Source organism: Thalassovita autumnalis, assembly GCF_001458255.1.
Classification (GTDB): Bacteria; Pseudomonadota; Alphaproteobacteria; order Rhodobacterales; family Rhodobacteraceae; genus Thalassobius; species Thalassobius autumnalis.
The window spans coordinates 198,777-223,425 of the sequence record NZ_CYSB01000041.1 but is presented as its reverse complement, the minus strand read 5'-3'; the positions used below and the strand labels follow the sequence as shown (position 1 = coordinate 223,425).

The 24,649-nt window shown below is 58.5% G+C and carries 20 protein-coding genes and 1 tRNA gene; 13 read left to right on the top strand and 8 right to left on the bottom strand.

What is annotated here, in order from left to right:
* Positions 1 to 1,028 precede the first annotated feature (1,028 nt).
* The gene (locus TL5118_RS19585) at positions 1,029 to 3,317 is read left to right on the top strand and encodes a hypothetical protein (RefSeq protein WP_058243579.1); all 2,289 of its coding nucleotides are present in this window, start codon (positions 1,029 to 1,031) and stop codon (positions 3,315 to 3,317) included.
* 27 nt (positions 3,318 to 3,344) lie between these two features.
* Here TL5118_RS19585 and TL5118_RS19580 read toward each other — a convergent pair whose 3' ends face one another.
* Positions 3,345 to 4,724 carry a DUF3179 domain-containing (seleno)protein gene (locus TL5118_RS19580; RefSeq protein WP_058243580.1) on the bottom strand — a complete coding sequence of 460 codons (1,380 nt, stop codon included), beginning with the start codon at positions 4,722 to 4,724 and terminating at the stop codon, positions 3,345 to 3,347.
* A gap of 120 nt (positions 4,725 to 4,844) precedes the next feature.
* Entirely contained in the window at positions 4,845 to 5,774 is a 930-nt protein-coding gene (locus tag TL5118_RS19575; RefSeq protein WP_058243581.1) for a carbohydrate kinase family protein, read from the bottom strand.
* Positions 5,775 to 6,145: 371 nt separating this feature from the next.
* Between TL5118_RS19575 and TL5118_RS19570 the strand changes: the two genes are divergently transcribed.
* Positions 6,146 to 6,718: a hypothetical protein gene (locus TL5118_RS19570; RefSeq protein WP_058243582.1), complete on the top strand. Its 573-nt coding sequence runs from the start codon at positions 6,146 to 6,148 to the stop codon at positions 6,716 to 6,718.
* A gap of 167 nt (positions 6,719 to 6,885) precedes the next feature.
* Positions 6,886 to 7,362 (top strand): hypothetical protein, encoded by a 477-nt coding sequence (locus TL5118_RS19565; RefSeq protein ID WP_058243583.1) that lies wholly within the window; start codon positions 6,886 to 6,888, stop codon positions 7,360 to 7,362.
* A 24-nt stretch (positions 7,363 to 7,386) separates the two neighbouring features.
* Here TL5118_RS19565 and TL5118_RS19560 read toward each other — a convergent pair whose 3' ends face one another.
* The 3 genes from TL5118_RS19560 to TL5118_RS19550 form a co-directional block, all read right to left on the bottom strand.
* A complete protein-coding gene (locus tag TL5118_RS19560; protein ID WP_058243584.1) occupies positions 7,387 to 7,671 on the bottom strand; it encodes a DUF2218 domain-containing protein in 285 nt (94 codons plus the stop codon).
* Between the two features lie 110 nt (positions 7,672 to 7,781).
* Positions 7,782 to 8,726 carry an agmatinase gene (speB, locus tag TL5118_RS19555; RefSeq protein ID WP_058243585.1) on the bottom strand — a complete coding sequence of 315 codons (945 nt, stop codon included), beginning with the start codon at positions 8,724 to 8,726 and terminating at the stop codon, positions 7,782 to 7,784.
* Positions 8,727 to 8,889: 163 nt separating this feature from the next.
* Positions 8,890 to 8,976 (bottom strand) — tRNA-Leu (locus tag TL5118_RS19550).
* A 147-nt stretch (positions 8,977 to 9,123) separates the two neighbouring features.
* Here TL5118_RS19550 and TL5118_RS19545 point away from each other — a divergent pair.
* On the top strand, positions 9,124 to 10,101 hold the full coding sequence (locus tag TL5118_RS19545) for a complex I NDUFA9 subunit family protein (RefSeq protein ID WP_058243586.1): 978 nt from the start codon (positions 9,124 to 9,126) through the stop codon (positions 10,099 to 10,101).
* Between the two features lie 63 nt (positions 10,102 to 10,164).
* Here TL5118_RS19545 and TL5118_RS19540 read toward each other — a convergent pair whose 3' ends face one another.
* On the bottom strand, positions 10,165 to 10,971 hold the full coding sequence (locus TL5118_RS19540; protein WP_058243587.1) for an undecaprenyl-diphosphate phosphatase: 807 nt from the start codon (positions 10,969 to 10,971) through the stop codon (positions 10,165 to 10,167).
* A gap of 223 nt (positions 10,972 to 11,194) precedes the next feature.
* On the opposite strand from TL5118_RS19540, the gene TL5118_RS19535 reads away from it, so the two are divergent.
* The 9 genes from TL5118_RS19535 to msrA all read left to right on the top strand — a co-directional run bounded on the left by TL5118_RS19535 (position 11,195) and on the right by msrA (position 22,230).
* On the top strand, positions 11,195 to 12,634 hold the full coding sequence (locus TL5118_RS19535) for an NAD(P)-dependent oxidoreductase (RefSeq protein ID WP_058243588.1): 1,440 nt from the start codon (positions 11,195 to 11,197) through the stop codon (positions 12,632 to 12,634).
* Between the two features lie 61 nt (positions 12,635 to 12,695).
* The gene (locus TL5118_RS19530; RefSeq protein ID WP_058243589.1) at positions 12,696 to 13,475 is read left to right on the top strand and encodes an alpha/beta hydrolase; all 780 of its coding nucleotides are present in this window, start codon (positions 12,696 to 12,698) and stop codon (positions 13,473 to 13,475) included.
* The gene (gene gltB, locus TL5118_RS19525) at positions 13,472 to 18,007 is read left to right on the top strand and encodes a glutamate synthase large subunit (RefSeq protein WP_058243590.1); all 4,536 of its coding nucleotides are present in this window, start codon (positions 13,472 to 13,474) and stop codon (positions 18,005 to 18,007) included. The genes TL5118_RS19530 and gltB overlap by 4 nt, the downstream gene beginning before the upstream one ends.
* Positions 18,008 to 18,175: 168 nt before the next feature.
* Positions 18,176 to 18,547, top strand: a complete 372-nt coding sequence (locus tag TL5118_RS19520) for a DUF4189 domain-containing protein (RefSeq protein ID WP_058243591.1) — start codon at positions 18,176 to 18,178, stop codon at positions 18,545 to 18,547.
* 67 nt (positions 18,548 to 18,614) lie between these two features.
* The gene (gene mtgA / locus TL5118_RS19515) at positions 18,615 to 19,355 is read left to right on the top strand and encodes a monofunctional biosynthetic peptidoglycan transglycosylase (RefSeq protein ID WP_082626276.1); all 741 of its coding nucleotides are present in this window, start codon (positions 18,615 to 18,617) and stop codon (positions 19,353 to 19,355) included.
* Between the two features lie 73 nt (positions 19,356 to 19,428).
* Positions 19,429 to 20,094 (top strand): FtsZ-binding protein FzlA, encoded by a 666-nt coding sequence (gene fzlA / locus TL5118_RS19510; RefSeq protein WP_058243592.1) that lies wholly within the window; start codon positions 19,429 to 19,431, stop codon positions 20,092 to 20,094.
* 74 nt (positions 20,095 to 20,168) lie between these two features.
* Complete coding sequence (gene queG, locus TL5118_RS19505) at positions 20,169 to 21,224, top strand: tRNA epoxyqueuosine(34) reductase QueG (RefSeq protein WP_058243593.1); 1,056 nt, start codon at positions 20,169 to 20,171, stop codon at positions 21,222 to 21,224.
* Positions 21,225 to 21,286: 62 nt separating this feature from the next.
* The gene (msrB, locus tag TL5118_RS19500) at positions 21,287 to 21,733 is read left to right on the top strand and encodes a peptide-methionine (R)-S-oxide reductase MsrB (protein WP_058243594.1); all 447 of its coding nucleotides are present in this window, start codon (positions 21,287 to 21,289) and stop codon (positions 21,731 to 21,733) included.
* A complete protein-coding gene (msrA, locus tag TL5118_RS19495) occupies positions 21,733 to 22,230 on the top strand; it encodes a peptide-methionine (S)-S-oxide reductase MsrA (protein WP_058243595.1) in 498 nt (165 codons plus the stop codon). The genes msrB and msrA overlap by 1 nt, the downstream gene beginning before the upstream one ends.
* A 77-nt stretch (positions 22,231 to 22,307) precedes the next feature.
* On the opposite strand, the gene TL5118_RS19490 is transcribed toward msrA, so the two are convergent.
* Positions 22,308 to 22,886 carry an outer membrane protein gene (locus tag TL5118_RS19490; RefSeq protein WP_058243596.1) on the bottom strand — a complete coding sequence of 193 codons (579 nt, stop codon included), beginning with the start codon at positions 22,884 to 22,886 and terminating at the stop codon, positions 22,308 to 22,310.
* 253 nt (positions 22,887 to 23,139) lie between these two features.
* The gene (locus TL5118_RS19485; RefSeq protein WP_058243597.1) at positions 23,140 to 24,648 is read right to left on the bottom strand and encodes a malonate--CoA ligase; all 1,509 of its coding nucleotides are present in this window, start codon (positions 24,646 to 24,648) and stop codon (positions 23,140 to 23,142) included.
* Position 24,649 lies beyond the last annotated feature (1 nt).

Genomic DNA, 24,649 nt, shown 5'->3' with positions numbered 1-24,649 from the left:
GCATCTTGGTTGAAAATTTCGTTTGTTATTAGCAGCGGGCTGTACCCTTAATTTTCAGACAATCAGATCTGTGGAAAAGTCTCCTTGGCGTTGATGCGCCGAATTAGATATCGCCCTGCTAGAAAGCGGTCAGCGTCAAGCTCAGACCTGAAACACAGCCTGTAGATATATTGCAATTGAGAGTGCAAAATCCTCCAAAAAGACGTCCAATCGGCAGAATCTTATTGATTTGGGTAAAGTGACAGCCGGACAGAGAGCAACTGGACGATGCGGGGGTAGCCAACGACCGGTTTTTGAGCAGCACCGCAGCGCGAGAAATTTTGCAAATGCAGAAGAATTTGTGCTGCAAGCGCATGCAGCGAGAAAACCAAATTCACGGGTTGGGCTCTCAACTGTCGTTCGCTGCAAGATGCCTGAGTGGCAGCTAAGGGCCGAAAACGATTATCTTCCCATCGGTCGAACGATCATCATGTCAACGCCATGTCAACGAACGTACGTCATTTTTTAAGTGTGAGACACGGTGGATGTTGGCCGATGTAAGCGAGTTTCAGGGCTGAAAATTTGTGAATTCAAAGGGTTGTCGCCTATGCTCTTGAAATTATTAAGTTATTGGAATCGCTCAATAATGGGCTCATAACCTGAAGGTCGCAGGTTCAAATCCTGCCCCCGCAACCAAACTTTCTAAACAGAAATGACCACACATAACCCGATTCGGCGGGTTTTCTGCGTTTGTTGGACGCGATTTGCGACCTTCGCTGACACGGGTATGTCAGAAATTCTTGCGTTAGTTTGATCACGACAAACGTAACACCTGACCCTTCCTAAACCACTAAATCCAAACAGATCACCCGTTCGGGTGATTGTCTCGTTGCCTGGGTATTTGTAGCAAAAATCAATGAGATGCCCTGGCAATTGATTGCATTGATTAGGGCACGGGGACAACAGAGGGGGGCGGCAGGGCATCTGATCTTAACCCTTTCAACACATAATGGCGCATGGGAATTTCACCTGGGCGTGGAAGGGTGAAAATGTTCAAATCATTGATGAAGGGCCTCATGGCCGTTGGCGCGATCACCTATTTCAGCGGCCCTGTGAAGGCCTGGGTTGGTGGCAGCATCAGCACGACCCACACCTTTGGCACCTGTCTTGTGGACGTTGCCGTTGATCCAACGGGCTATTCTCACATCCGGATAGGGAGCAGTGCGCAGATCGCTTCCAGCCCACCACTACAAGGAGAATTTGTTGGAGGAGCGAACCATGGTCCAACGGGATACGGCTACATCGCGGTTAACTCGTTCTTTAATAACTTGCTTGTGCGTGACATTGAGGCGTGTGGCTTTTCCTCGGTTAGTGATTTTCAGGCTAATCCGTTCTATTCCACTTATAGTTTGACCGAAGAGGTCAGCTTTGCCTTTCGTGGGGTGCCGGCACATGGGGCCGTTGTGCAGACGACAACAGGTTCGGTCACTGGGGATGGCGCCACTGCCTACGACTTTAGGTTCGCACTGACGGGGGCGGCAAGTGCCGCGCCGAGTTATGAGTCCAGTGCCACGGTGGTTGCGCCTGAGATTTTTGTCACGTCCTCGGGCGTGACTGTTAACAAGGGCGTGATTGTAGATGGTGGAAGTGCGCAGATTGACAGCGCCACCGCCGGCACACCGATTGCATTGACCGTTCGGGTGCATAGTGAGGGGCTTGAAACCCTTACGATCGGCCAGCCCGGCAATGGCGGGGCTACACCGGCGAATGTCGGCGCCGTGGTTTATGGACCGCCGGGCAGCCTCAGCCTGGCGCCTGATACATATACTGATTTCAGCGTTCTCTTCACGCCCACGGCGGCTGGTGCGTTCACCGTGCCTGTCACCTTTGTGACCAATGATAGCGACGAAAACCCGTTCAACTTTGAAATCACGGGCTATGCGGCTCTGCCGCCTCAATCGGATATCATGATTACTTCTTCTGAAAGTGGTGCGGTGGCGGACAATGGCACAGACACTGTTTCGTCGGCAGTCGATGTGGGGACGCCGCAGACAGTGACCTATCAGATCAGCAATGCCGGGACGATCCCGCTGGTGCTGACCCCACCAAGCATCGAGACAAACATCAGCTATACCAGCAATGTGACGGTGGATAGCCTAACGCTGAACAGCACCAGCGTTGCACCGAACAGTTCCACCACAATGGTGATCGGCTACACCGCAACAGCCGGCGGTGCGTTTGAATTTGATTGGTTCCTGCAAAGCAATGACCCGGATCTGGCGACCTTCAATATCACTGTGTCTGGGGTGACGGCGGACACGCCTGAAACCGAATTTGAAAAGACGCTGGAGGAGATTATCGACACGGTTCAGGCAGATGCGCGGCGTGAGTTGTTGAATGAGGTGTCGGCCAACCAGGACATGATGGGTGGTGCATTGGACCGATTCCTTGGCCGCAGGACTGGCAATGGGGTGACGCGCAATGCATCCTTTGACGTGACCGGTTCCCTGTCGGTGACGGATGAGGCCGCGACGGCACAGGGCACCTTTGGTGGCAGCGATGTCACAGGCTCCGGCGCATCGCGGTTCCTGTTTGGCGATTTTAACCTGTCACGGGATCAGGATGGGTCGACCACCGGGCAGCTGTCCGCGCGGGTCATTTGGGAACGTGAGCTGATCAATGACACCACGGTGGGCTATTTCCTTGGCGGGCGGGCTTCTCGTTCTAACTTGGCTGGTGGCTTTGAAGGGGATGCCTCAACACTTGGGGTGCTGGCCGGGGTCTATGGCATCAAAGAGCTGACCGACAATATCTTTGGATCAGCCTATGTGGGGGCGGGGTACAGTTGGACGGATATGCAGATTGCCAGCCCAACCCTTGCGCTGGACGGGGATTATGAAGGCAAATCCTATTACGCAGGCTTTCAGGTGACCGGGGTGATTGAACCCGCTCCCAAGATGGAGGTTCGGCCCGAGCTGAAAGTGGACTACGGCTATACCGATATTGGCGTGGTTGGCTTTGATGCCACCGGGTTCAACACCAGCAGCGCCGTCAGTGCAGATTTCGGATCAATCTCCCTGCTGGAGACCGCGTTCAGGACTGAGGTGCTGTGGTTCATGGGCGATGGTGACAGAACAACGCTTTCCCTGGCGCCCTCGATCAACTGCCGCAAAGAAACTGGGCAGAGCAGTAGCTCGGATTGTGGTGGCGGGGTCGAGCTGGGTATCGCAAACCAAAGCGCCGATGGGAGAGCCCAACTGAACGCCAACTATGCCTTTACCAAGGTAGGCAATATCGAACAGCAGAGCATCACATTGTCACTGGAAATGCAGTTCTGATCGCAAACACTGCGCTCTGGCCCCGGATCATTGCGGCCAGAGCACCGTATCAGGATGAAACTGTGACCAGGCAAACCAGAAGGCCTGATGGCTGCCCAGGTCACCGCCATACGGCCCCAGCGCGCGCAGACCACCGGCATCAATGGCAAGGGTGACGCCGTCATGTGTCACCGCCTCACCCTTTTGCAGCGCAGCCATCGCCAGGGCGCGGGGGAAGGCAACAGGCTGACCAGAAGGCGTGATCACCCCGACGATATCTTCCTGAATGGGCAGGCGCGGGTCGACATCCCCGACGGGGAAGATCGGGCCATTGGCATCCCGCGTGTTGCGGAAATCCGGGTCCCGCCCCAAGGCCAGGTATTCCGCCAACACCGTGGTTTCGGGATAGGCCGCTTTCCAGGCGCCCCAGGTGCTGGTGACAACAGTGGCTTGGTCCAACTGGATCCCGGCCTGCGCCAAAGGTCCTGTCAGCGCCTCCCCCGTGAAGGTGTCAAACACCGACCAGGACGTCAGGTCATACATCACCTTGTTGGACCGGCTGAGCAGCCCGGAGGTGCGCAGGACAGGCCGTTTGATGCCCGCAGGCAGCTGATCCGTGAAATAGGCCTGAGCCGCCCCACAGAGCGTGCAATAGGGAATGCCAAGATCGCGGCCACCCAATGTGTCATTCACCATTTCACGCACTTCCATGATCTGGCGCGGATAGGCGCGGGCCTCACCGTTGATCTCAATGCCGAAGATGATGTCATCATCTTGCAGCCACGTGGCACCCTCCGCATCGGTCGTTGCTGGATTGTCGGCGGCCGGGATGCAGTTGCAGCGCTCATCCGTGGTGTCAAAAGGACGGTCGTCGATCAAAACGCCGCCCCAGGACACCAGACGCCAGTCCACATCACCATCGACAAAGATTTGGTCCCACCCCGGGATGATCGTGGTGAAAATCTGCCGTTTGATGGCCAGATAATCCGGCGGGGCGGGGATGTCCCAGGCGATCAGCGGATCGGTAATGGCGCCCCAGGGATTGCTGCGCGGGGCATCAACCTGCAACAGCGCCGCCGCCGTATCGGCGAGGGTGAGGCTGAGATCTCGATTGGTGACGAAACGCAGAAGGTCCGAAATGATCCAGGCCAGACGTGGATCGCCGGAGGCTTTGATCGTTTCCAGCGCGATGGTCTGATCCGGGCCCCAGCCTGACTGGGTGATGCTATCGACAAAGGCAACCTGCACCGCCTGCGCCAGATCGGGGGGCAACTCTCCGGCGGGCACGGGGGGCGGTGCGCCAAACTGGCTGACCACGTGATCTGGCAGCTGGCTCTGCGCCATCGCAGCGCCGCCAAGCCCAAGGCCCACACCAAGCGCGAGGCTTAGGGCAAGGGTGACGGATTTGACACTTCGGTAGGGCAACATCGGCCTTTCCTCCTCACGGGCATGACAGTTTGGCTATCATGGGAAGGAAAGGCAGAGGCTGGCCAATCACGTTGCCTCATCAATTGGTGAGGCAGATGTGTTGGCCCGCAGTTCGTTCAGCTAGTTCAGTTCATCTGACCAAGGGGGATTGGCCCCGGCGCGCGAAACCGTGACGGCCGCAACCTTGGCCGCGTGGGCCAGAACATCGCTCAGCTGATCCTCGGTGGCATCGTTCAGCGTGTCACGGCTGAGGATGCCAAGGCTCTGCATTTTGGCCAGCGCACCGGCGTTGAATGTGTCACCTGCACCAACGGTATCCACAACTTCCACCTTTTCTGACGCGACCGAGGCGGTGGAGCCATTGCGATGGAAGGCTTCAGCACCCTCGGCGCCTTTGGTCAGCAGCGCCAGCATCGGGCCTTTGGCGATCATCGCCTGAATTTTTTCCGCGTGAGAGGCCGGGCCGGGCACCAGCCAGTCCAGATCCTCATCTGACAGTTTGACAATATCTGTCACCGTCAGCATGCGGTCCAGCCGGCTGCGATAGATGGCCTCATCCTCGGCCAGTCCGGGGCGAATGTTGGGGTCCAACATGATCAAGCGTCGAGTCTCCTCTTGCGTGGCGAATTCAGCGTAGGTGTCAGCCGCGGGTCCGTTCACCAGTGAGATGCCACCGAAATACAATGCCTGAACCGAGTCCGGCAGTTGCGGCAGATCGCTGGAGCGTAGGGATTGCCCGGCGGAATTGTCATCATAGAAATTGTATGTGGCATGCCCATTTTTCAACTGCACAACAGCCAAAGTTGTCAGCCTATCCGAATGCACCAGATAATCGGTGCTGACCCGGCTGTCCGTCAAGGCCTGTTCTAGCAGCTGACCAAACCCATCGGTGGAGATCCCGGTAAACAGCGCCACATCAGCGCCCAGTCGTCCAAGACCAATCGCCGTATTGAACACGGCCCCGCCCGCATAGGGCACATAACCGCTGCCACCGGAAACGGTGCGTTCGGGGATCATGTCAATCAAGGCCTCACCAGCGCAAAGGATCATCGGGCTCTCCTGAGGAAATGCAGAGGGATATGCGGCGGACAGGGATCTACCGCTGGGGTTCGGGGGCATATTGCACCGTTATCGCTAACACGCAACGGTCTTGCTCCAAAGAGCGTTATGGACCCGGGTGCAAAAATCTTTTATCCGAGACTCTGTTCAGTTTAGTTGCCGCATTTCGATACAATTTTAGGGAAAGATTGAGAAAATTGGCGATCAATCGCCTTATAGATGATCCATTTTTACGGGGGAATCCGACAAATACATCCATTTGCGCAACTTTTTTCGGGTGACCCCGCTAAAAAGTAGAGCACTTCCGGCGTTCTTTTGGGTGAGAGCAGTGCCGGAAACGGACATAACAGAGGGATGAAGCTGTGGGATTGTTTCAAGATATCGCCGATCAGACCGCCTATAACGTCGCGAGCCCGCGTCGTCGTACCTTTGGTCTGAAGGGTGCCAATTCTGCGGAAGCCCCTCAACCCACTGCGGAGATGCCTTTGAAACGTGACTCGCTTTCCCGTTCGGCCTATCGCCAGCGTCAAAGCATCGGCCCGGCCCCGCTGCTGGGTAAAAAAGTGTTGTGTGTCAGTGCCAAACCGAATTGCGACGTTGAACAGATGTCGATTGCGCTGGGTGCCAATGTGATGCCTGTGTCGACCCTCGGCGAAGCGGAGCGCATCCTGCGCGAAAGCCCGCGTGAGTGGGACCTTCTGTTCATCATGCGCGATGGGCTGATGCCGCTGGACCATCTGGTGACCGACCTGCTGACCCTGCGCTTTTCGCATTCCAACCTGCCGGTTGTGATGTTCTCCACCGGGTTCATGGCGGATGATATGACCAAAGACCGCAGCCCGATCTCGGATGCCTCGATGTGCCTGCCGATGACCCAGGGCCGCCTGAAGATGTGCGTCGAAGCCGCAACCGAGAACAACCGCAACAAAGAGTAACGCTCCGTCCAGCACCCTGGGAGGAGTTTGAGACGGAGCCGGGCAATCGCCCGGTTCTTTTGTTTTCAGACCCCGAAACGGGGACTTGTATATTTCTGACTTATTTACTAAGGAAATGTCAGCCAAGCGATCCGGCCAGGTATGACCCCTAGACCCGGAGAGTTTCCATGACCGATCACACACAGAACCCGTCCCCTCATCTCAACAATGCCGAAGGCAATGTCAGCGCTTATGGCTTTGACACGCAGGAGCTGAAGATGCTGGCGCTGTGCCGGCGGCTGTTTGAGGCAATGTCAGGACAGGATCAGAAGATCTGGGTTGCTGCCTATCGTCTGGCTGGCCAGCAATATGGTGACGGCGGCGCAGAGCGTATCCTTGGATACACCGTGGATGTGATTGAGGCCATGCGCGCCCTGCGCAGCAGCCCGTTTATCTATGGTCGCGATGGATGCGCCTGCTGCCGCAACAAGCTGACGCAGGAAGAGCGCCTGTTGGTTGCATCCTTCCACAACATGCGGCGCGGCAAACGTTCGCGCGCCTATGTTCAGGCGATGCTGCTGGTTGAAGGGCGTGATCCGGCGCGTCTGCTGGTGGCGCTGGAGATGCTGGATTTTGCCCTGTTTGAGGGCCGCGAGGCGGGTTGAGTACCCGCCTGAAGCAGTCGTGCTTTAGCTCGTCCATTCCATGTTTTTGAAGTCTTCGCGGAAGGCAAAGCGTTCAAGATGGCTGTCGATCACACCTTTGGCGCTGTCGGCGGCCTCGGGATCCTCCAGCTCAAACCGGACATCCAGACCGGCCTCATCCGCGGTCATCTTGGCGGCCCCAAAGACGAAATGGCAGGTGCCCTCGGTTTCGGTGAACTCGACCTCAATTTTGTGACCGAAGTGTTTGCAGAGCTGTTGCAGATATTTGGGACCGTTGGCGGTGGCAAAGTGGCCGTGAAGGCTGAGCATGATGGTATCCTGATTAAATTAGTCAGCTACATAAATCATGCAAATCGCTTTGGAACACAAGCCTTGCGTCGAGCAGAGCAGCTGTGCTGCCCTGCACAATGGGTTATGGTTCAGCTGCCGTAGCTGACACCCGGCAAAACACACAGCATTTCATAAAGCAGGTTTGACGCAATCAGAGCGGTGTTGCCTGATGGGTCATAGGGCGGCGATACCTCCACCAGATCACACCCCACCAGATTCAGCCCGCGACAGCCGCGTACAATTTCCAACGCCTGCATGGTGGTCAGCCCACCCATTTCAACGGTGCCAGTGCCCGGGGCAAAGGCCGGATCCAGACTGTCGATATCATAGGTCAGGTAAACCGGTCGGTCGCCGATCTGCTGGCGGATTTTTTCCATCAGCGGGGCTGCGGATTTATACCAGAGCTCTTCTGCCTGAATGACGGTGAAACCCCAGTTACGGGCGGTGTCAAAATCATCCGGTCCATAGCCGGTGCCGCGCAGCCCGATCTGGAAGGTGTTCTGCGCATCAATCAACCCCTCTTCATAAGCGCGACGGAAGGGGGTGCCATGCGCGATTTCCTCATCAAACATATGTTCGTTGATGTCGGCATGGGCATCGACGTGGATCAGCGCCACCGGTCCATGTTTTTTGGCGATGGCCCGCAGCACAGGCAGGCTGAGCGTATGATCGCCCCCCATGGTCAGTGGCACCACATCGTGTTGCAGCACCTCGTCATAAAAGGCGGTGATCCGGCGCACCGAATCCTTCAGGTCAAAGGTGTTGATCGGCACGTCGCCGATGTCGGCCACCTGAAGCGACTCAAACGGTGCTGCACGGGTCCACATGTTATAGGGGCGGATCATTGTGCTTTCGGCCCGGATTTGGCGCGGCCCAAACCGCGTGCCCGGGCGCAGGCTGGCGCCAATGTCCATCGGGATGCCAATGAAGGCCACATCCAGCCCTTCGGCCGTCTCCTGCGCGGGCAGGCGCATAAACGTGCCCGGCCCCGCAAAGCGGGGCATTTCATTGCCACCAAGAGGTTGGTTTTTCATCACATTCCTCACGTCGTCATGATCTGTTGAGATCAGTAAACCACGCAAGCGCAGGGATGTCGGTAGAATTTTGCCCTCAACGTGCGCAAATTAAGAGGACTTTGGAAACAAAAAAACCGGCCGTCGAAGTCTTGAAAATCAAGGTCGAGTGGCCGGTTTGTTATGGTGCCCAGAAGAGGACTCGAACCTCCACGTCCATACGGACACTAGCACCTGAAGCTAGCGCGTCTACCAATTCCGCCATCTGGGCACGGGTTGGTGAGGGGCGTTCTAAGGTTAGCCACGGGGGGTGTCAACGCGATTTTTGAAGTTTTTTTCACAGCCCCCAATCATCTTGTGAAAAACCCTTGTCAGCGTTAGAAAACCGCAGCGAAATTATTTAGCCGGAGGCCTTCTTATGTCGAAACTCGTGACCATTTTCGGTGGGTCCGGATTCGTTGGTCGCTATGTTGCGCGCCGTTTGGCCAAAAATGGCTGGCGGGTCCGTGTGGCGGTGCGTCGCCCCAACGAAGCGATGCATGTGAAACCCTACGGCGTGCCCGGTCAGGTGGAGCCTGTGCTGTGCAACATCCGCGATGACGCCTCGGTGGCGTCTGTGATGAATGGCTCGGACGCGGTGGTGAACTGCGTGGGGATCCTGGCAGAGGTTGGCAAAAACAGCTTTGATGCCGTGCAGGCTGACGGTGCGGCCCGGGTGGCCCGGATTGCGGCGGAGCAGGGTGTGGGCCAGATGGTACATCTGTCGGCCATCGGGGCGGACGCAGACAGCGAAAGCGATTATGCCCGCACCAAAGCCGAAGGTGAGGCGGCGGTCGTGGCGGCCTTCCCCAAGGCGGTTGTGCTGCGCCCGTCGATTATCTTTGGGCCCGAAGATGACTTCTTTAACCGCTTTGCTGGCATGATGGGCCCGGTACTGCCGCTGGTCGGTGGCGAGACCAAGTTTCAGCCGGTCTATGTGGATGATGTGGCCCAGGCCGCGGTTCTGGCGGTTGAAGGTCAGGCAGAGCCGGGGATCTATGAGCTGGGTGGCCCGGATGTGCGCAGCATGAAAGAGCTGATGCATGAGATGCTGTCGGTGATCCGCCGTCGCAAGCTAATTGTGAACCTGCCGTTCTTTGTGGGTTCGCTCATGGGGTGGTCGTTCGATCTGGTGAAGAAGCTGAGCTTTGGTTTGATCAAAGGACCGATCACCGCAGATCAAGTGAAGCTGCTGCGCAAGGATAATGTGGTGTCCGATACCTCTAAGGGCTTTGCGGATTTGGGTCTCACCCCATCTGCCACCGAAGCGGTCCTGCCTGACTACCTCTGGCGCTTCCGCCCGTCGGGTCAGTATCTGGCGATCAAGGAATCGGCCAAGAACCTGCGTCAGAGCTGATTTTGTCTGAATAAGGTTGGTGAAGGGCGTGCCTTAGGCGCGCCCTTTTTGGTGTTGGCGATGTTACTGCGTGTAGCCAATCCACAGCAGCACGCTGCCCAGCACAATACGGTAGATTACATAAGGGGTGAAGCTGACGGTCCGCAGCAGGCGCATCATCAGGACCAGCGCCAAGAGCGCCGCAACAAAGGACAGTCCGGCAACTATCGCACCGTCCCGCGCGGCCTGCATGTCGGCCTCTGCCGCGACTTTGATGGCCAGAAAGCTGCCTGAGGCAAAAATCGTCGGGATCGACATCAACATGGATAGTTTTGCAGCACCGTGGCGGTCATATCCCAACCAGCGTCCGGCAGTGATCGTGATGCCTGACCGGGAGGTGCCCGGTATAAGCGCCAGCATCTGCGCCAGCCCCATCCAGATCGCATCGCGGGCGGTCCAGTCACCGCTCATCTTACCCTCATCGCCTTTCTGGTCAGCAAAGTAGAGCAGCAGGCCAAATCCCAACATGGTCCAGCCGATCACTGTGATTGACCGCATCTTGTCGTCCAGCCCGGTCAGCGCCAGAAACAACCCGAAGAGGACGACGGGAATCGTTGCGATCATCAACAGGAAGGCCAGCCGGCTGCCCGGCGTGTCTATCCGCCCGGTCAGCATGCGGGGCACGCCCGCCAGGCCCACCCGCACATCGCGCCAGAAGTAGATGACAACCGCCGCCAAGGTGCCGACATGCGCGGCCACATCGATCACTTGCCCCTGGTCCGCCTGACCGCTGAGATTCGGCAGCAGAATCAGGTGGCCGGAGGAGGAAATCGGCAGAAATTCGGTAACGCCCTGAATAAGTGCCAAAATTATCAAATAAAGAAGCGGCATGTGGTGCTTTCAAAATGCGATGTTTGTCACTGTATAACTTATTGAGTTTACGGCAGAAGAAATATTAAGTGTCCGAATCGGTCCTAAATTTGGACAGAAAGAGCGGATTATTCTGCTGTGCAGCGCGAATTTCCCTCATTTAGGTAAGTAGTTCTGACTTTTATTTGATTTTCTGCTGCCGTAAAAGGCACAGACACTCGAATTTGTTCAGAAAGGCAGCGCCGTGGCCAAGCAACCGATGCTGAAATTTGTGACCGTTGACCGTGACATGCCCGAAAAGCGTGACGCGCAAGAGCGTAACAAAGACTTCAACGAGATCTATGCAGAATATGCAAAGGCCAAAGCTGAAGAGCAGGCCAGCCGCTGCAGCCAATGTGGTGTGCCCTATTGTCAGTCGCATTGCCCGCTGCACAACAACATTCCCGATTGGCTGAACATGACCGCCACCGGTCGTCTGGAAGAGGCTTATCAGATCAGCCAAGCGACCAACTCCTTCCCGGAAATCTGTGGCCGCATCTGTCCGCAGGACCGCCTGTGTGAAGGCAACTGTGTGATCGAACAGTCGGGCCACGGTACCGTGACCATCGGTTCGGTTGAAAAATACATCACCGACACCGCATGGGAAAACGGCTGGGTGAAACCCATCGTGCCCACCGCAGAGCGGGATCAGTCGGTAGGCATCATCGGTGCCGGTCCGGGCGGCATGGCCGCTGCGGACATTCTGCGCCGTCAGGGTGTGCAGGTCACCATCTATGACCGTTATGACCGCGCCGGTGGTCTGCTGACCTACGGTATTCCGGGCTTCAAGCTGGAAAAAGACGTGGTGATGCGCCGGATCGAACAGCTGGAAAAATCCGGCGTTGAGTTTGTGCTGAACTGCAATGTGGGCGAAGACATCAGCTTTGACGCGATCCGCGGCAAGCATGACGCCGTGTTGATTGCCACTGGTGTGTACAAAACCCGTGATCTGTCCGGCCCCGGTTCCACCGCAACCGGCATTGAGCGTGCGATCGACTATCTGACCGTTTCGAACAAGCTGAGCTTTGGCGATGATGTGGCCGAATACAATGACGGCACCATGAACGCGGCCGGCAAAAAGGTTGTGGTCATCGGCGGCGGTGACACCGCGATGGACTGTGTGCGCACCGCGATCCGTCAGGGTGCGACCTCGGTCAAATGCCTCTACCGTCGTGACCGTGCTAACATGCCCGGGTCGCAGCGTGAGGTGCAGAACGCCGAAGAAGAAGGTGTTGAATTTGTTTGGCTGGCCGCGCCGAAGGGCTTCACCGAAGCTGATGGAAAGGTCAACGGTGTGATGGTGCAGAAGATGCGTCTGGGCGCACCGGATGCCTCGGGTCGTCAGGCCCCGGAGGTGATCGAAGGCGCAGATTACGTTGAAGAGGCCGATCTGGTCATCAAGGCGCTGGGCTTTGAGCCGGAGGATCTGCCGAAACTCTGGAACACCGACGGTCTGGAAGTGACCCGCTGGGGCACCATCAAAGCCGAGTTCACCACCGGTAAGACCGCGCTGGACGGTGTTTATGCCGTAGGTGACATCGTGCGTGGTGCCTCGCTGGTGGTCTGGGCGATCAAAGACGGCCGCGACAGCGCCGAAGCGATCCTCGATTACCTGAATGACGCGCAAAGCGTCGCGGCAGAGTAAAACTCACGGCCCCGGCACAGGCTGGCGGGGCTTTCCAAACATCAAACCCGAAGGAGCCACGGTGAACGCCACGCCCGCAGCCTCGCAGGATCTATTGATCACGCCCCATGTGACGCAGGATGACCTGATCATCCATGCGCATCGTGGCGCGTCGGATCGTCTGGTGCTGTGTTTCACGGGTATCGGGGTTGAGCCGGATCAGGTGCCGGGGATCGAATTTGCCCGCACGGCCACCGCCAATGGGCGGGACAATGTGTTGTTCATCATCGATCCCAAACGCACCTGGCTGAACGGGTCTGAGCTGATCGAACAGATCGTTGAACATGTCAGCCTGTTCGCCCGTGAGGTGGATGCGCAGGAGATTGTGACCCTGGGCCATTCCATGGGGGGCTATTCAGCGCTGTTGATCGCCAAGTTCCTGCCGATCAAATCGGCAGTGGGTCTGGCGCCGCAGTTTTCGGTTCATCCTGAGGTGGCCGATGACGATCCGCGCTGGCGCGACTATCGCGACCGCATCGCTGACCATCGCATCCGCGACCTCAGCGATTACCTGACCGAGGAGACCACCTATCACGTCTTCCACGGCAGCCACGGGCGCGAACGGCCCCAGCGGGACCGGTTCCCGAAGTTTCCGTCGCTTTATCACATGATCATGCCAAAGACGGTGCACAACGTACCGCAGCGCATGAAACGGTTCGGCATCATGGATCAGATTATCCAGCTGAGCTTTGACAATAGGGTCAAACAGGTTCGCCTGTTGATGGCCGAGAAAATGGGCGCCGTACGGCGCGATATGAATAAATACCCGGCGCTTGCGCCCTCATCAGAGGTATCATCATGAAAAACCTTGAAAATTACGCCCCCCAGCAAGAGGCCCTGCGTGCCTTCATGCAAGAGAACGGCATGTATCGTGACGAGTTTGAACACTCGTCCTGCGGTGTCGGTTTGGTGGTCTCTCTGGATGGTAAACCCAGCCGGAAGGTCGTGGAATCTGGCATCACCGCGCTGAAAGCGATCTGGCACCGTGGTGCTGTGGACGCGGACGGCAAAACTGGTGACGGCGCGGGCATTCACGTGCAGATCCCGGTGCCGTTCTTCTATGACCAGATCCAGCGCACCGGCCATGAGCCGGATGAGAGCAAGCTGATCGCGGTTGGTCAGGTCTTCCTGCCGCGTACCGATTTCGGCGCGCAGGAAAAATGCCGGACTATCGTGGAAAGCGAAGTGCTGCGCATGGGGCATTACATCTACGGCTGGCGTCATGTGCCGGTGGATGTGTCCTGCTTGGGCGATAAGGCCAACGCCACCCGTCCTGAGATTGAACAGATCCTGATCTCCAACGCTAAGGACATCAGCGAAGAAGAGTTTGAGCGGGAGCTTTATGTGATCCGTCGCCGGATCGAAAAAGCCGCAGCCGCTGCGGGCATCAACGGCATGTACCTGTGTTCGCTGTCTTGCCGTTCGATCATCTACAAAGGCATGATGCTGGCTGAACAGGTGGCGGATTTCTATCCCGACCTGAAGGATGAGCGTTTTGAAAGCGCCTTTGCGATCTATCACCAGCGTTATTCCACCAACACCTTCCCTGAATGGTGGCTGGCCCAGCCGTTCCGCATGTTGGCCCACAACGGTGAGATCAACACGCTGAAAGGCAACGTCAACTGGATGAAGAGCCATGAGATCCGCATGGCCTCGGGCGCCTTTGGTGATCTGGCCGAAGACATCAAGCCGATCATCCCGGCAGGCTCGTCCGACTCGGCAGCGCTGGATTCGGTGTTTGAGGTTCTGGTTCGTGCCGGCCGCAACGCGCCGATGGCGAAGACCATGCTGGTGCCGGAATCCTGGTCCAAACAGGCACAGGAACTGCCGCAGGCCTGGCGCGATATGTATTCCTACTGCAACTCAGTGATGGAACCCTGGGATGGTCCCGCCGCGCTGGCAATGACCGATGGCCGCTGGGTTTGTGCCGGTCTGGACCGTAACGGTCTGCGCCCGATGCGTTATGTTGTGACCGGTGACGATCTGCTGATCGCGGGTTCCGAGGCGGGCATGGTCCCGACCGATGAATCCAGCGTGAAAGAAAAAGGCGCGTTGGGCCCGGGTCAGCTGCTGGCTGTAGATATGGAAGAGGGCAAGCTCTACCATGACACTGCGATCAAGGACAAACTGGCCGCGGCGCAGCCCTTTGGTGACTGGGTTGGCAAGATCACCGACCTCGAAGAGGCCCTGACTGGTCTGAGCGAAAAGCCGATGTTCACCGGCGCCGAACTGCGCAAGCGTCAGATCGCCGCCGGCTACAGCATTGAAGAGCTGGAACAGATCCTGGCCCCGATGGCCGAAGATGGCAAAGAGGCGCTGGCCTCGATGGGGGATGACACCCCGTCGGCGGTTCTGTCGAACAAATACCGTCCGCTGAGCCACTTCTTCCGCCAGAACTTTAGCCAGGTGACCAACCCGCCGATCGACTCACTTCGGGAATACCGCGTGATGTCGCTGAAAACCCGGTTTGGTAACCTCAAGAACGTGCTGGACGAAAGCAGCGCCCAGACCGAAATTCTGGTTCTGGAAAGCCCCTTTGTGGGCAACGCCCAGTGGGATGAGCTGGTGCGCCAGTTCAACGCCGAACTGGTTGAGATTGACTGTACCTTCCCGGCAGGTGGTGACGACACGGCGCTGCATGTCGCGCTGGAGCGGATTCGCGGTGAGGCCGAAGATGCCGTGCGGTCCGGCGCCGGTCACATCGTTCTGACGGATGAGTATCAGGGTGAGGATAAGGTGGCGATGCCGATGATCCTTGCGACCTCGGCCGTGCATAGCCATCTGACCCGCAAAGGTCTGCGCACCTTCTGTTCGCTGAACGTACGGTCGGCTGAATGTGTGGATCCGCATTACTTCGCCGTTCTGATCGGCTGCGGTGCCACCGTTGTGAACGCCTATCTGGCCGAAGATTCGCTGGCCGATCGCATCGAACGCGACCTGCTGGATTGCACCCTGACGGAAGCGGTGAAACGCTACCGTGACGCCATCGATCAGGGCCTGCTGAAAATCATGGCCAAGATGGGGATTTCGGTGATTTCCTCCTACCGTGGTGGTCTGAATTTTGAGGCGGTTGGCCTCAGCCGCGCGATGTGTGCCGAATTCTTCCCCGGCATGACCAGCCGGATTTCCGGTATCGGTGTCTCCGGTATTCAGAAAAAGGTTGAAGAGGTGCACGCCCAAGGTTGGGGCGGTGGCCGTGATGTGCTGCCCATTGGTGGTTTCTACAAGGCGCGTAAATCGGGCGAAACCCACGCCTGGGAAGCGCAGTCGATGCACATCCTGCAAACCGCCTGTAATCGCGCCTCGTTTGAGCTGTGGAAACAGTATTCGGCCAAGATGCAGTCGATGCCGCCGATCCATCTGCGTGATCTCCTGGCGTTCAAACCGCTGGGCACTGCGATCCCGATTGAAGAAGTGGAAAGCATCACCGCGATCCGCAAACGCTTCGTCACCCCGGGCATGTCGCTGGGCGCGCTGAGCCCTGAGGCACATAAAACGCTGAACGTCGCGATGAACCGCATCGGTGCCAAGTCGGATTCGGGTGAGGGCGGTGAAGATCCCGCACACTTCGTGCCGGAACCGAACGGTGACAACCCGTCGGCCAAGATCAAACAGGTGGCATCGGGCCGGTTCGGCGTGACCGCCGAATACCTGAACCAGTGTGAAGAACTGGAGATCAAGGTCGCTCAGGGTGCAAAACCGGGTGAAGGTGGTCAGCTGCCGGGCATGAAGGTTACCGACCTGATTGCGCGTCTGCGTCACTCGACCAAAGGGGTGACCCTGATTTCGCCGCCGCCGCACCACGACATCTACTCGATCGAGGATCTGGCACAGCTGATCTACGACCTGAAGCAGATCAACCCGCGCTGTAAAGTGACCGTGAAACTGGTGGCCGCCTCTGGTGTTGGCACCATCGCGGCCGGTGTGGCCAAAGCCGAAGCCGACGTGATCCTGATTTCGGGGCACAACGGCGGCACCGGGGCCTCGCCTGCAACCTCGATCAAATACGCGGGTCTGCCATGGGAGATGGGCCTGACCGAGGCGCATCAGGTTCTGGCAATGAACAACTTGCGGGATCGCGTGACCCTGCGGACCGACGGTGGTCTGCGCACCGGTCGTGACATTGTGATCGCCGCCATGATGGGCGCCGAGGAATACGGCATCGGCACCGCTGCGCTGATCGCAATGGGCTGTATCATGGTGCGTCAGTGTCAGTCGAACACCTGTCCGGTGGGCGTCTGTACCCAGGATGAGGCGCTGCGTGGCAAGTTCACCGGCAATGCTGACAAGGTGGTGAACCTGATCACCTTCTATGCACAGGAAGTTCGCGAAATCCTCGCCTCCATCGGTGCGCGCAGCATTGATGAGGTGATCGGCCGTGCCGATCTGCTGAGCCAGGTCAGCCGTGGGTCTGCCCATCTGGATGATCTTGACCTCAACCCGCTGTTGATCACCGTCGATGGTGCGCATGAGATCGTCTATAACCGTGACAAGGACCGCAACGCGGTGCCTGACACACTGGACGCCGAAATCGTGCGTGATGCACGCCGCTTCCTGGAAGATGGTGAAAAGATGCAGCTGTCCTATGCGGTGCAGAACACGCACCGGACCGTGGGCACCCGCACCTCCAGCCACATCGTCAAGAACTTCGGCATGCGCAACGCGCTGCAGTCCGATCACCTGACGGTCAAACTGACAGGTTCGGCCGGTCAGGCGCTGGGCGCCTTTGCCGCCCCGGGCCTGAAACTGGAAGTGTCTGGCGATGCCAATGACTATGTGGGTAAGGGCCTGTCGGGCGGGACCATCGTGGTGCGTCCGCCGATGGCCAGCCCGCTGGTTGCGGCTGAAAACACCATCATCGGCAACACCGTTCTTTATGGTGCAACCGACGGCTACCTCTTTGCCGCTGGTCGCGCAGGTGAGCGTTTTGCGGTCCGGAACTCGGGCGCGAAAGTGGTGATCGAAGGCTGCGGCAGCAACGGTTGTGAATATATGACCGGCGGTGTGGCGGTGATCCTTGGCTCCATTGGGGCAAACTTTGGCGCCGGGATGACCGGTGGCATGGCCTACCTCTATGACCCCGAAGGCAAGGTCGAAGAGCTGATGAACATGGAAACCCTGGTGACCTGCCCGGTGACTGTGGCCCATTGGGAAGAGCAGCTGAAAGCGCTGGTTGAGCAGCATCTTGCGGAAACCGGCAGCCAGAAAGCCGCGCGGATCCTGCAGCATTGGGACACGGAGGTGAAGAACTTCACCCAGGTTTGCCCGAAAGAGATGCTGGTCCACATCCCGCATCCGCTGACGGTCGAAGACACCGCTGTGCCGGCTGAATAAGCTGATCCAGAGCGAAACCAGAAGCCGGGGCCCTGTGGCCCCGGTTTTGCGTTTGGGGTGGCAAATGCGGGCCAGTTGTTCCTGAAAATGCCGATTTCTGATAAAATGTTGGAAAATAGTTTCGGGTTGCGTCGTACTACCCTCTGAGAGCGAAAGGGAGCGCCAACAATGCTATCATTGAAGGACCTCGCCGCCGGGACCATTCTGTCCCTGATCACCGCAAGCACCGCAATGGCGGGCAGCTGCGGTTATGAATATTGCTGGGGGGCGGTTGGCTCCGCCGCCAATGGGGCCTACGGCTGGGCCCACAGCTATCCCAGCGAACAGCAGGCCTATAGTGCCGTACAGCAAAGCTGTAAGGGCCAGTGCACTGAGATTAAGACCTTCTACAACACCTGTGGCGCAATGGCGCGCTCACCCAGTGGTGCCTGGGGCTGGGCCTGGGACAACACGCGGGAACGCGCCGAAAACTCGGCCATTGGCTATTGTTTGCAACACGGTAATGATTGCCGGGTGGTGGTCTGGTCCTGTTCTAAGTAAAATCCTGACCAATCCCGCCGCAGAGCGGGCCGCCAAAGGGCGGATCACTGGTTGAGGATGAACGAGCATGGCGAAAGCCAGAAAATCGCGCAAGGCCAAAAAAGGGTTCTGGGGACGCCTGTTTGGCTGGCTCTCGGATGAGGTGCGGCAGCTGCTGCGCTGGGTTTGGCGCGGGTTCCTGGGGTTTGCTGTTCTGGTGGTGCTCTGGGTGGCGGCCTACAGCGTGATCACCCCGCCCACTACGCTTTATATTCAGCAGGAAAAATCCCGGTTGGGCTCCGTCAAACGCGAATGGGTGCCGATGGATCAGATCGCGCCGGCGATGCAGCGTTCGGTGGTGGCCGCCGAAGACGCCAATTTCTGCGCCCATTGGGGGTTTGACGTCAAAGCGATCCGCGCCGCACTGGCCGAAGGCGGGCGGCGTGGCGGCTCCACGTTGACCCAACAGGTGGTGAAAAACGCCTTTCTCTGGCATGGGCGCACCTGGACCCGGAAATCACTGGAGGCGATGCTGACCCCGGTGGTGGAACTGTTCTGGTCCAAGCGCCGCATCCTTGAGGTCTATCTGAACGTGGCTGAGTTTGACGAAGGTGTCTTTGGCGTCGGGGCCGCTGCGCAGCATTACTTTGGCGTTGGTGCGGCGGAACTGAGCAAAACTCAGGCCGCGCGGCTGGCGGCGATCCTGCCGTCGCCCAAATCACGCTCGGCCTCTAAACCTGCGGAATTCACCCGCCGCCGGGCCGCGCAGATCCTGGACGGGGCAGAGACAATCCGCCGGGACGGCCGCGCCGCCTGTTTCGAGGATTGAAAACCGCCCGCTAAACGGGCATGGAGGGCATCAATCCCTGTTTCTTAAGGTCTCTCGCAAGGTATCTGTGCCCATGGCTAAGCTTTATCATTTCCCGCTTTCCCCGTTCTGCCGCAAGCTGCGTCTGGTGCTGGCGGAAAAGCGGATTGAGGTGGAGCTGAGCGAGGAGCGCTATTGGGAACAGGATCCCGATTTCATGCGTCGCAATCCCGCCGGCAAGGTGCCGGTGCTGAAGCTGGACGGCATGACCATGTCGGAAAGCACCGCGATTGTGGAATATCTGGAAGAAGCCTACCCCGAGCCGGCGCTGCTGCCGCGCGGCGCACCGGCCCGGTTCGAAGCGCGCCGTATCGCGGCATGGTTTGATGACAAATTCCATCATGAGGTGACCTCAAAGCTGCTTTATGAGCGGGTGCATAAGAAGGTCATGGGGCAGGGTTATCCCGACAGTAAAAACATCAAAGCCGGGGCGCAGCGGATCAAGTATCATCTGGATTACATGGCCTGGCTGCTGGATCAGCGCCGCTGGCTGGCCGGTGATCAGATGAGCATCGCCGATTTCGCCGCCGCGGCTCATCTGTCTGCGCTGGACTATATCAGTGATGTGGACTGGAACCGGCATGAGGTGGTGAAAGACTGGTACGCCAAGATCAAATCGCGTCCGGCTTTCCGGTCGATCCTGGCCGATCAGGTGCCGGGCTTCCCGCCGCCGCCGCATTATGCAGACCTGGATTTCTGATCCTCACGCGGGGAGGGGGCGCTGCCCCCTTGGCCTGAAGGCCAATTCCCCCGGAGTATTTTGGGCAAGATGAAATGGCAGATGGGCTGAAACAGAGACTGGTTGCACAGGCCCATGCCGAAGGGTTTGATGCCGCACGGATCTGCCGCCCCTGGGATGTGCCGGAGGTGCCCGCCCGGTTGCAGGCCTTTCTGGAGGCCGGCTATCACGGCCAGATGGGCTGGATGGCGGAGCGGGTGCATTGGCGCGAAAACCCGGCGGCGCTGTGGCCTGAGGCGCGATCGGTGATCATGCTGGCCGAAAGCTACACGCCGGAACATGATCCGACAGAGATTTTGCAGCATGCCGATCTGGGGGCGATTTCCGTCTATGCGCAGAACAAAGACTACCATGATCTGGTGAAAAAGCGCCTGAAGCGGCTGGCGCGCTGGCTGATCGCTGAGACCGGGGACGAGACCCAGGTGAAGGTGTTTGTGGACACCGCGCCGGTGCCTGAGAAGCCCTTGGGGCAGGCGGCAGGGCTTGGCTGGCAGGGCAAACACACCAATCTGGTCAGCCGCGACTTGGGCAGCTGGTTCTTTATCGGGTCGATCTTCACCACGTTGGAAATAGACTCTGATCCAGCTGAAATCGACCGTTGCGGGTCCTGTGTGGCTTGTCAGGTGGCCTGCCCGACGGAGGCGTTTCCTGCCCCCTATCAGTTGGATGCGCGGCGCTGCATTTCCTATCTGACGATCGAACACCATGGCCCGGTGGATGAGGATCTGCGCGCCAAGATGGGCAACCGGATTTATGGCTGCGATGACTGTCTGGCGGCCTGTCCCTGGAACAAGTTTGCGGTGGAGGCGCGGGAATTGCGCTATGCCGCGCGGGATGAGCTGAAGGCGCCGAAGCTGGCTGAGCTTGCGCAGTTGGATGATGCCGGGTTTCGGGCGTTTTTCAGCGGCTCACCGATCAAGCGGATCGGGCGCAACCGGTTTGTGCGCAATGTGCTTTATGCGATTGGCAATTCCGGCGATGCGGCCCTGCGTGAGGTGGCGCAGAGCCTTTGTGAGGATGAGGATGCCACGGTGCAGGATGCGGCGCGCTGGGCGGTGGGGCAGCTTCACACGAAATCGCCAGCGCGCTGAAACAAGGCTTCCCTCGCGCCGGCAACTGCCTATTTATTGCGGGTGAGAACAGGAGGGCCGAAATGTCCAAATATACCAAAGATCCGGATGTGATCGCCAATCTGACCGATGAGCAGCGCTGGGTGACCCAGGAAAACGGCACTGAACGGGCCGGGACGGGGCGGCTGTTGCGCAACAAGGAACCGGGGATCTACGTCGATGTGGTCTCGGGCGAGCCGCTGTTTGCCTCATCCGACAAATACGACTCGGGCTGTGGCTGGCCCAGCTTTACCAAACCGATTGAGCCGGCCCATATCGCCGAGCTGGAGGATCGCACCTACGGGATGGTGCGGACCGAGGTGCGCTCGACCCATGGTGACAGCCATCTGGGGCATGTGTTTCCTGATGGACCACAGGATCGCGGGGGCCTGCGCTATTGCATCAACTCCGCCTCCTTGCGGTTCGTGCATCGCGATGACATGCAGGCGGAAGGATACGGCGACTACCTCAACCAAGTGGAGGAAATCTGATGAGCGAACGTGCAGTATTGGCTGGCGGCTGTTTCTGGGGCATGCAGGACCTGATCCGCAGGTTGCCCGGCGTCACCGGCACCCGGGTGGGCTACACCGGCGGCGACGTGGAAAACGCGACCTATAAGAACCACGGCACCCATGCCGAGGGGATTGAGATCACCTATGATCCGTCCCTGACCAGCTATCGCAACCTGTTGGAGTTCTTCTTTCAGATCCATGACCCGACCACGGTGAACCGTCAGGGCAATGATCTGGGGATGAGCTACCGTTCCGCCATCTACTATGTGGATGAGGATCAGAAAGCCGTGGCGCTGGACACTATCGCGGATGTGGAGGCTTCGGGCCTGTGGCCGGGCAAGGTGGTTACCGAAGTGGAGCCTGTGGGCGCGTTTTGGGACGCTGAAGAAGAGCATCAGGACTACCTGGAAAAGCATCCCAACGGCTATACCTGCCATTTCCCGCGGCCCGATTGGGTGCTGCCGAAACGCGGCTGAGTTAGAGACTATCCCAGCTGATAGAGACGAAAACGGGCGCCACTGGCGCCCGTTCTTTTGTCGATCTGCTCGTCAGATCAGAAGCGGAAGTTTACCTTCGCCGCTACGGTGGTGGCCTCAACATCCGAGCCGGAATTGTTGAAGTCGTTGACCTTGTGGTACAGCACTTCGGTGCCCAGCGAGACCTGTTCGGTCACCTTGTGTTCATAGCCAGCACCAACAAAGAAGCCGGTGTCGTCACCAACGCCTTCAACGTCGATGCGGACAGCACCTGCGGTACCGTAGACCAGGCCATTGCCCAGGTCATAACCGGCGCGCAGTTTCAGGCGCAGCGCGTTTTCCACGTCAGAGCCACCCAGGCCGATGTCCAGCTTGTCATAGTCGATGCCACCACCGACAACCCAATTGCCAAGGTCCTGATCATAGCCTGCGGAGAGGCCGTAGAAGTTGCCATCGCCCGAACTGCCGCCTGCTTCCAGATCGGCATAGCCGAGGTTCAGACCTACATAGCCACCCGTCCAGTCACCTGTGGTGTCTACAACCTGAACCGGGGTTGGGATCGGGTCAGCGGGGGCGGCATCGATTGAGCCAGCGAAGGCGGGGGCGGCGGTCAGGGTTGCTGCAACGCCTGCAATCATCAGTTTGGTCACGGTCATTCGTTTTTTCCTTTGTACCATGGTGGCGCCGCTGGGGATGGCCGACGCCGTCTTGCGATACGGCGGTAGATAGGCAGTTTTGTCGCAAAGTGAACTGTTTCGTTTAGTTTGGGCGAGACTCTGCCCAAGGCGGATCTTTCGATGCGCCAAAAGCTGCCAGCTAACGGGTTGATCCCATAAATGTGAAACGCCGCCCCCTTTAAGAAGGGATAGCGCATGCCAACGATCGGGACTTTTTGGGGCGTTCAGGCCGTTAGGCGGTGAACAGATCACCATGGGTTTCGCGCAGGGCTTTTTTCTGAACCTTGCCCATCGTGTTGCGGGGCAGTTCTGATGCCAGCAGGATCTGCTTTGGCTGTTTGAACTTGGCCAGATCGCGGGCGCAGGCTGCCGCGATGGTTTCGCTACTGAGGTCCGCAGCACTCGGCACCACAATCGCCACCACCGCTTCGCCAAAGTCGGGATGCGGCACGCCGATCACGGCGCTTTCCAACACGCCGGGCAGATCGTCAATCAGGCTTTCCAGCTCTTTCGGGTAGACGTTAAAGCCGCCGGTGATGATCAGATCCTTGGCGCGGCCCACGATGGTGACGTAGCCATCGCCGTCCTGCTGGGCCAGATCCCCGGTGATGAACCAGCCATCCGGGCGCAGCTCCTCAGCGGTTTTTTCAGGCATCTGCCAGTAGCCCTGAAATACATTGTCACCGCGCACTTCAATGACACCGATCTCACCCTGCGGCACCTCAGTCTCGCCTTCCATGATGCGCAGCTCCACGCCAGGCAGTGGGAAGCCCACGGTGCCGGCACGGCGCTCGCCGTCATAGGGGTTGGAGGTGCTCATGTTGGTTTCGGTCATGCCATAGCGTTCCAAAATCCGGTGTCCGGTGCGGGCTTGCCATTGCTCATGCGTGTCCACCAACAGAGGGGCGGAGCCTGAGATGAATAGGCGCATGTTGGCGGCATGTTCCGGGGTCAGGCGGTCCTGCTGCAACAGGCGGGTGTAAAAGGTCGGCACCCCCATCAGCGCGGTGGCCCCGGGCATGGCGTCCAAAATGGCCTCAGCATCAAATTTGGGCAGGAACACGGTCGAAGCGCCCGAAAGCAATGCCACATTGGTGGCCACAAACAATCCGTGGGTGTGAAAGATCGGCAGCGCGTGGATCAGCACATCGTCAGAGGTGAACCGCCACAGGTCCACCAGCGCCTCAGAATTGCTGGCCAGGTTCTTGTGGCTGAGCATCGCGCCTTTGGATCGGCCCGTGGTCCCTGATGTGTAAAGGATCGCGGCCAGATCATCTGCACCGCGGGTCACGGGGGTAAAATCAGACTCTGTTTCAGGCAAATCGGCGGTCAGGCCGCCCTGCCCATCCGCATCCAGCGTCAGCACGGTGGCCCCTTCAGCCAGTGGGGTCAGTTCCGGCGCACGGGTGGGGTCACAGACCAGAATGCGCGGCGTGGCGTCAGAGACGAAATAAGCGATTTCAGAGCCTGTGTAGGCGGTATTGAGAGGCAGAAAGATCCCGCCGGCCATCACTGTCCCAAGGTAGAGCTGCACCGCCTCCAGTGTCTTTTCCACCTGAACCGCCACCCGATCCCCCGGTTCCAGCCCAAGGGCGATCAACCGCTGTGCCAGACGCTGGGCGCCCTCAAACAGGGCGCTATAGCTGACGTCCGCCTGACCCGGGCGCTGGGCAAAGCATTTTTCCGGCGCACGTGCCGCCATATGGGACAGGCGGTGGATCAGGTGGTTGCTGTCATACATG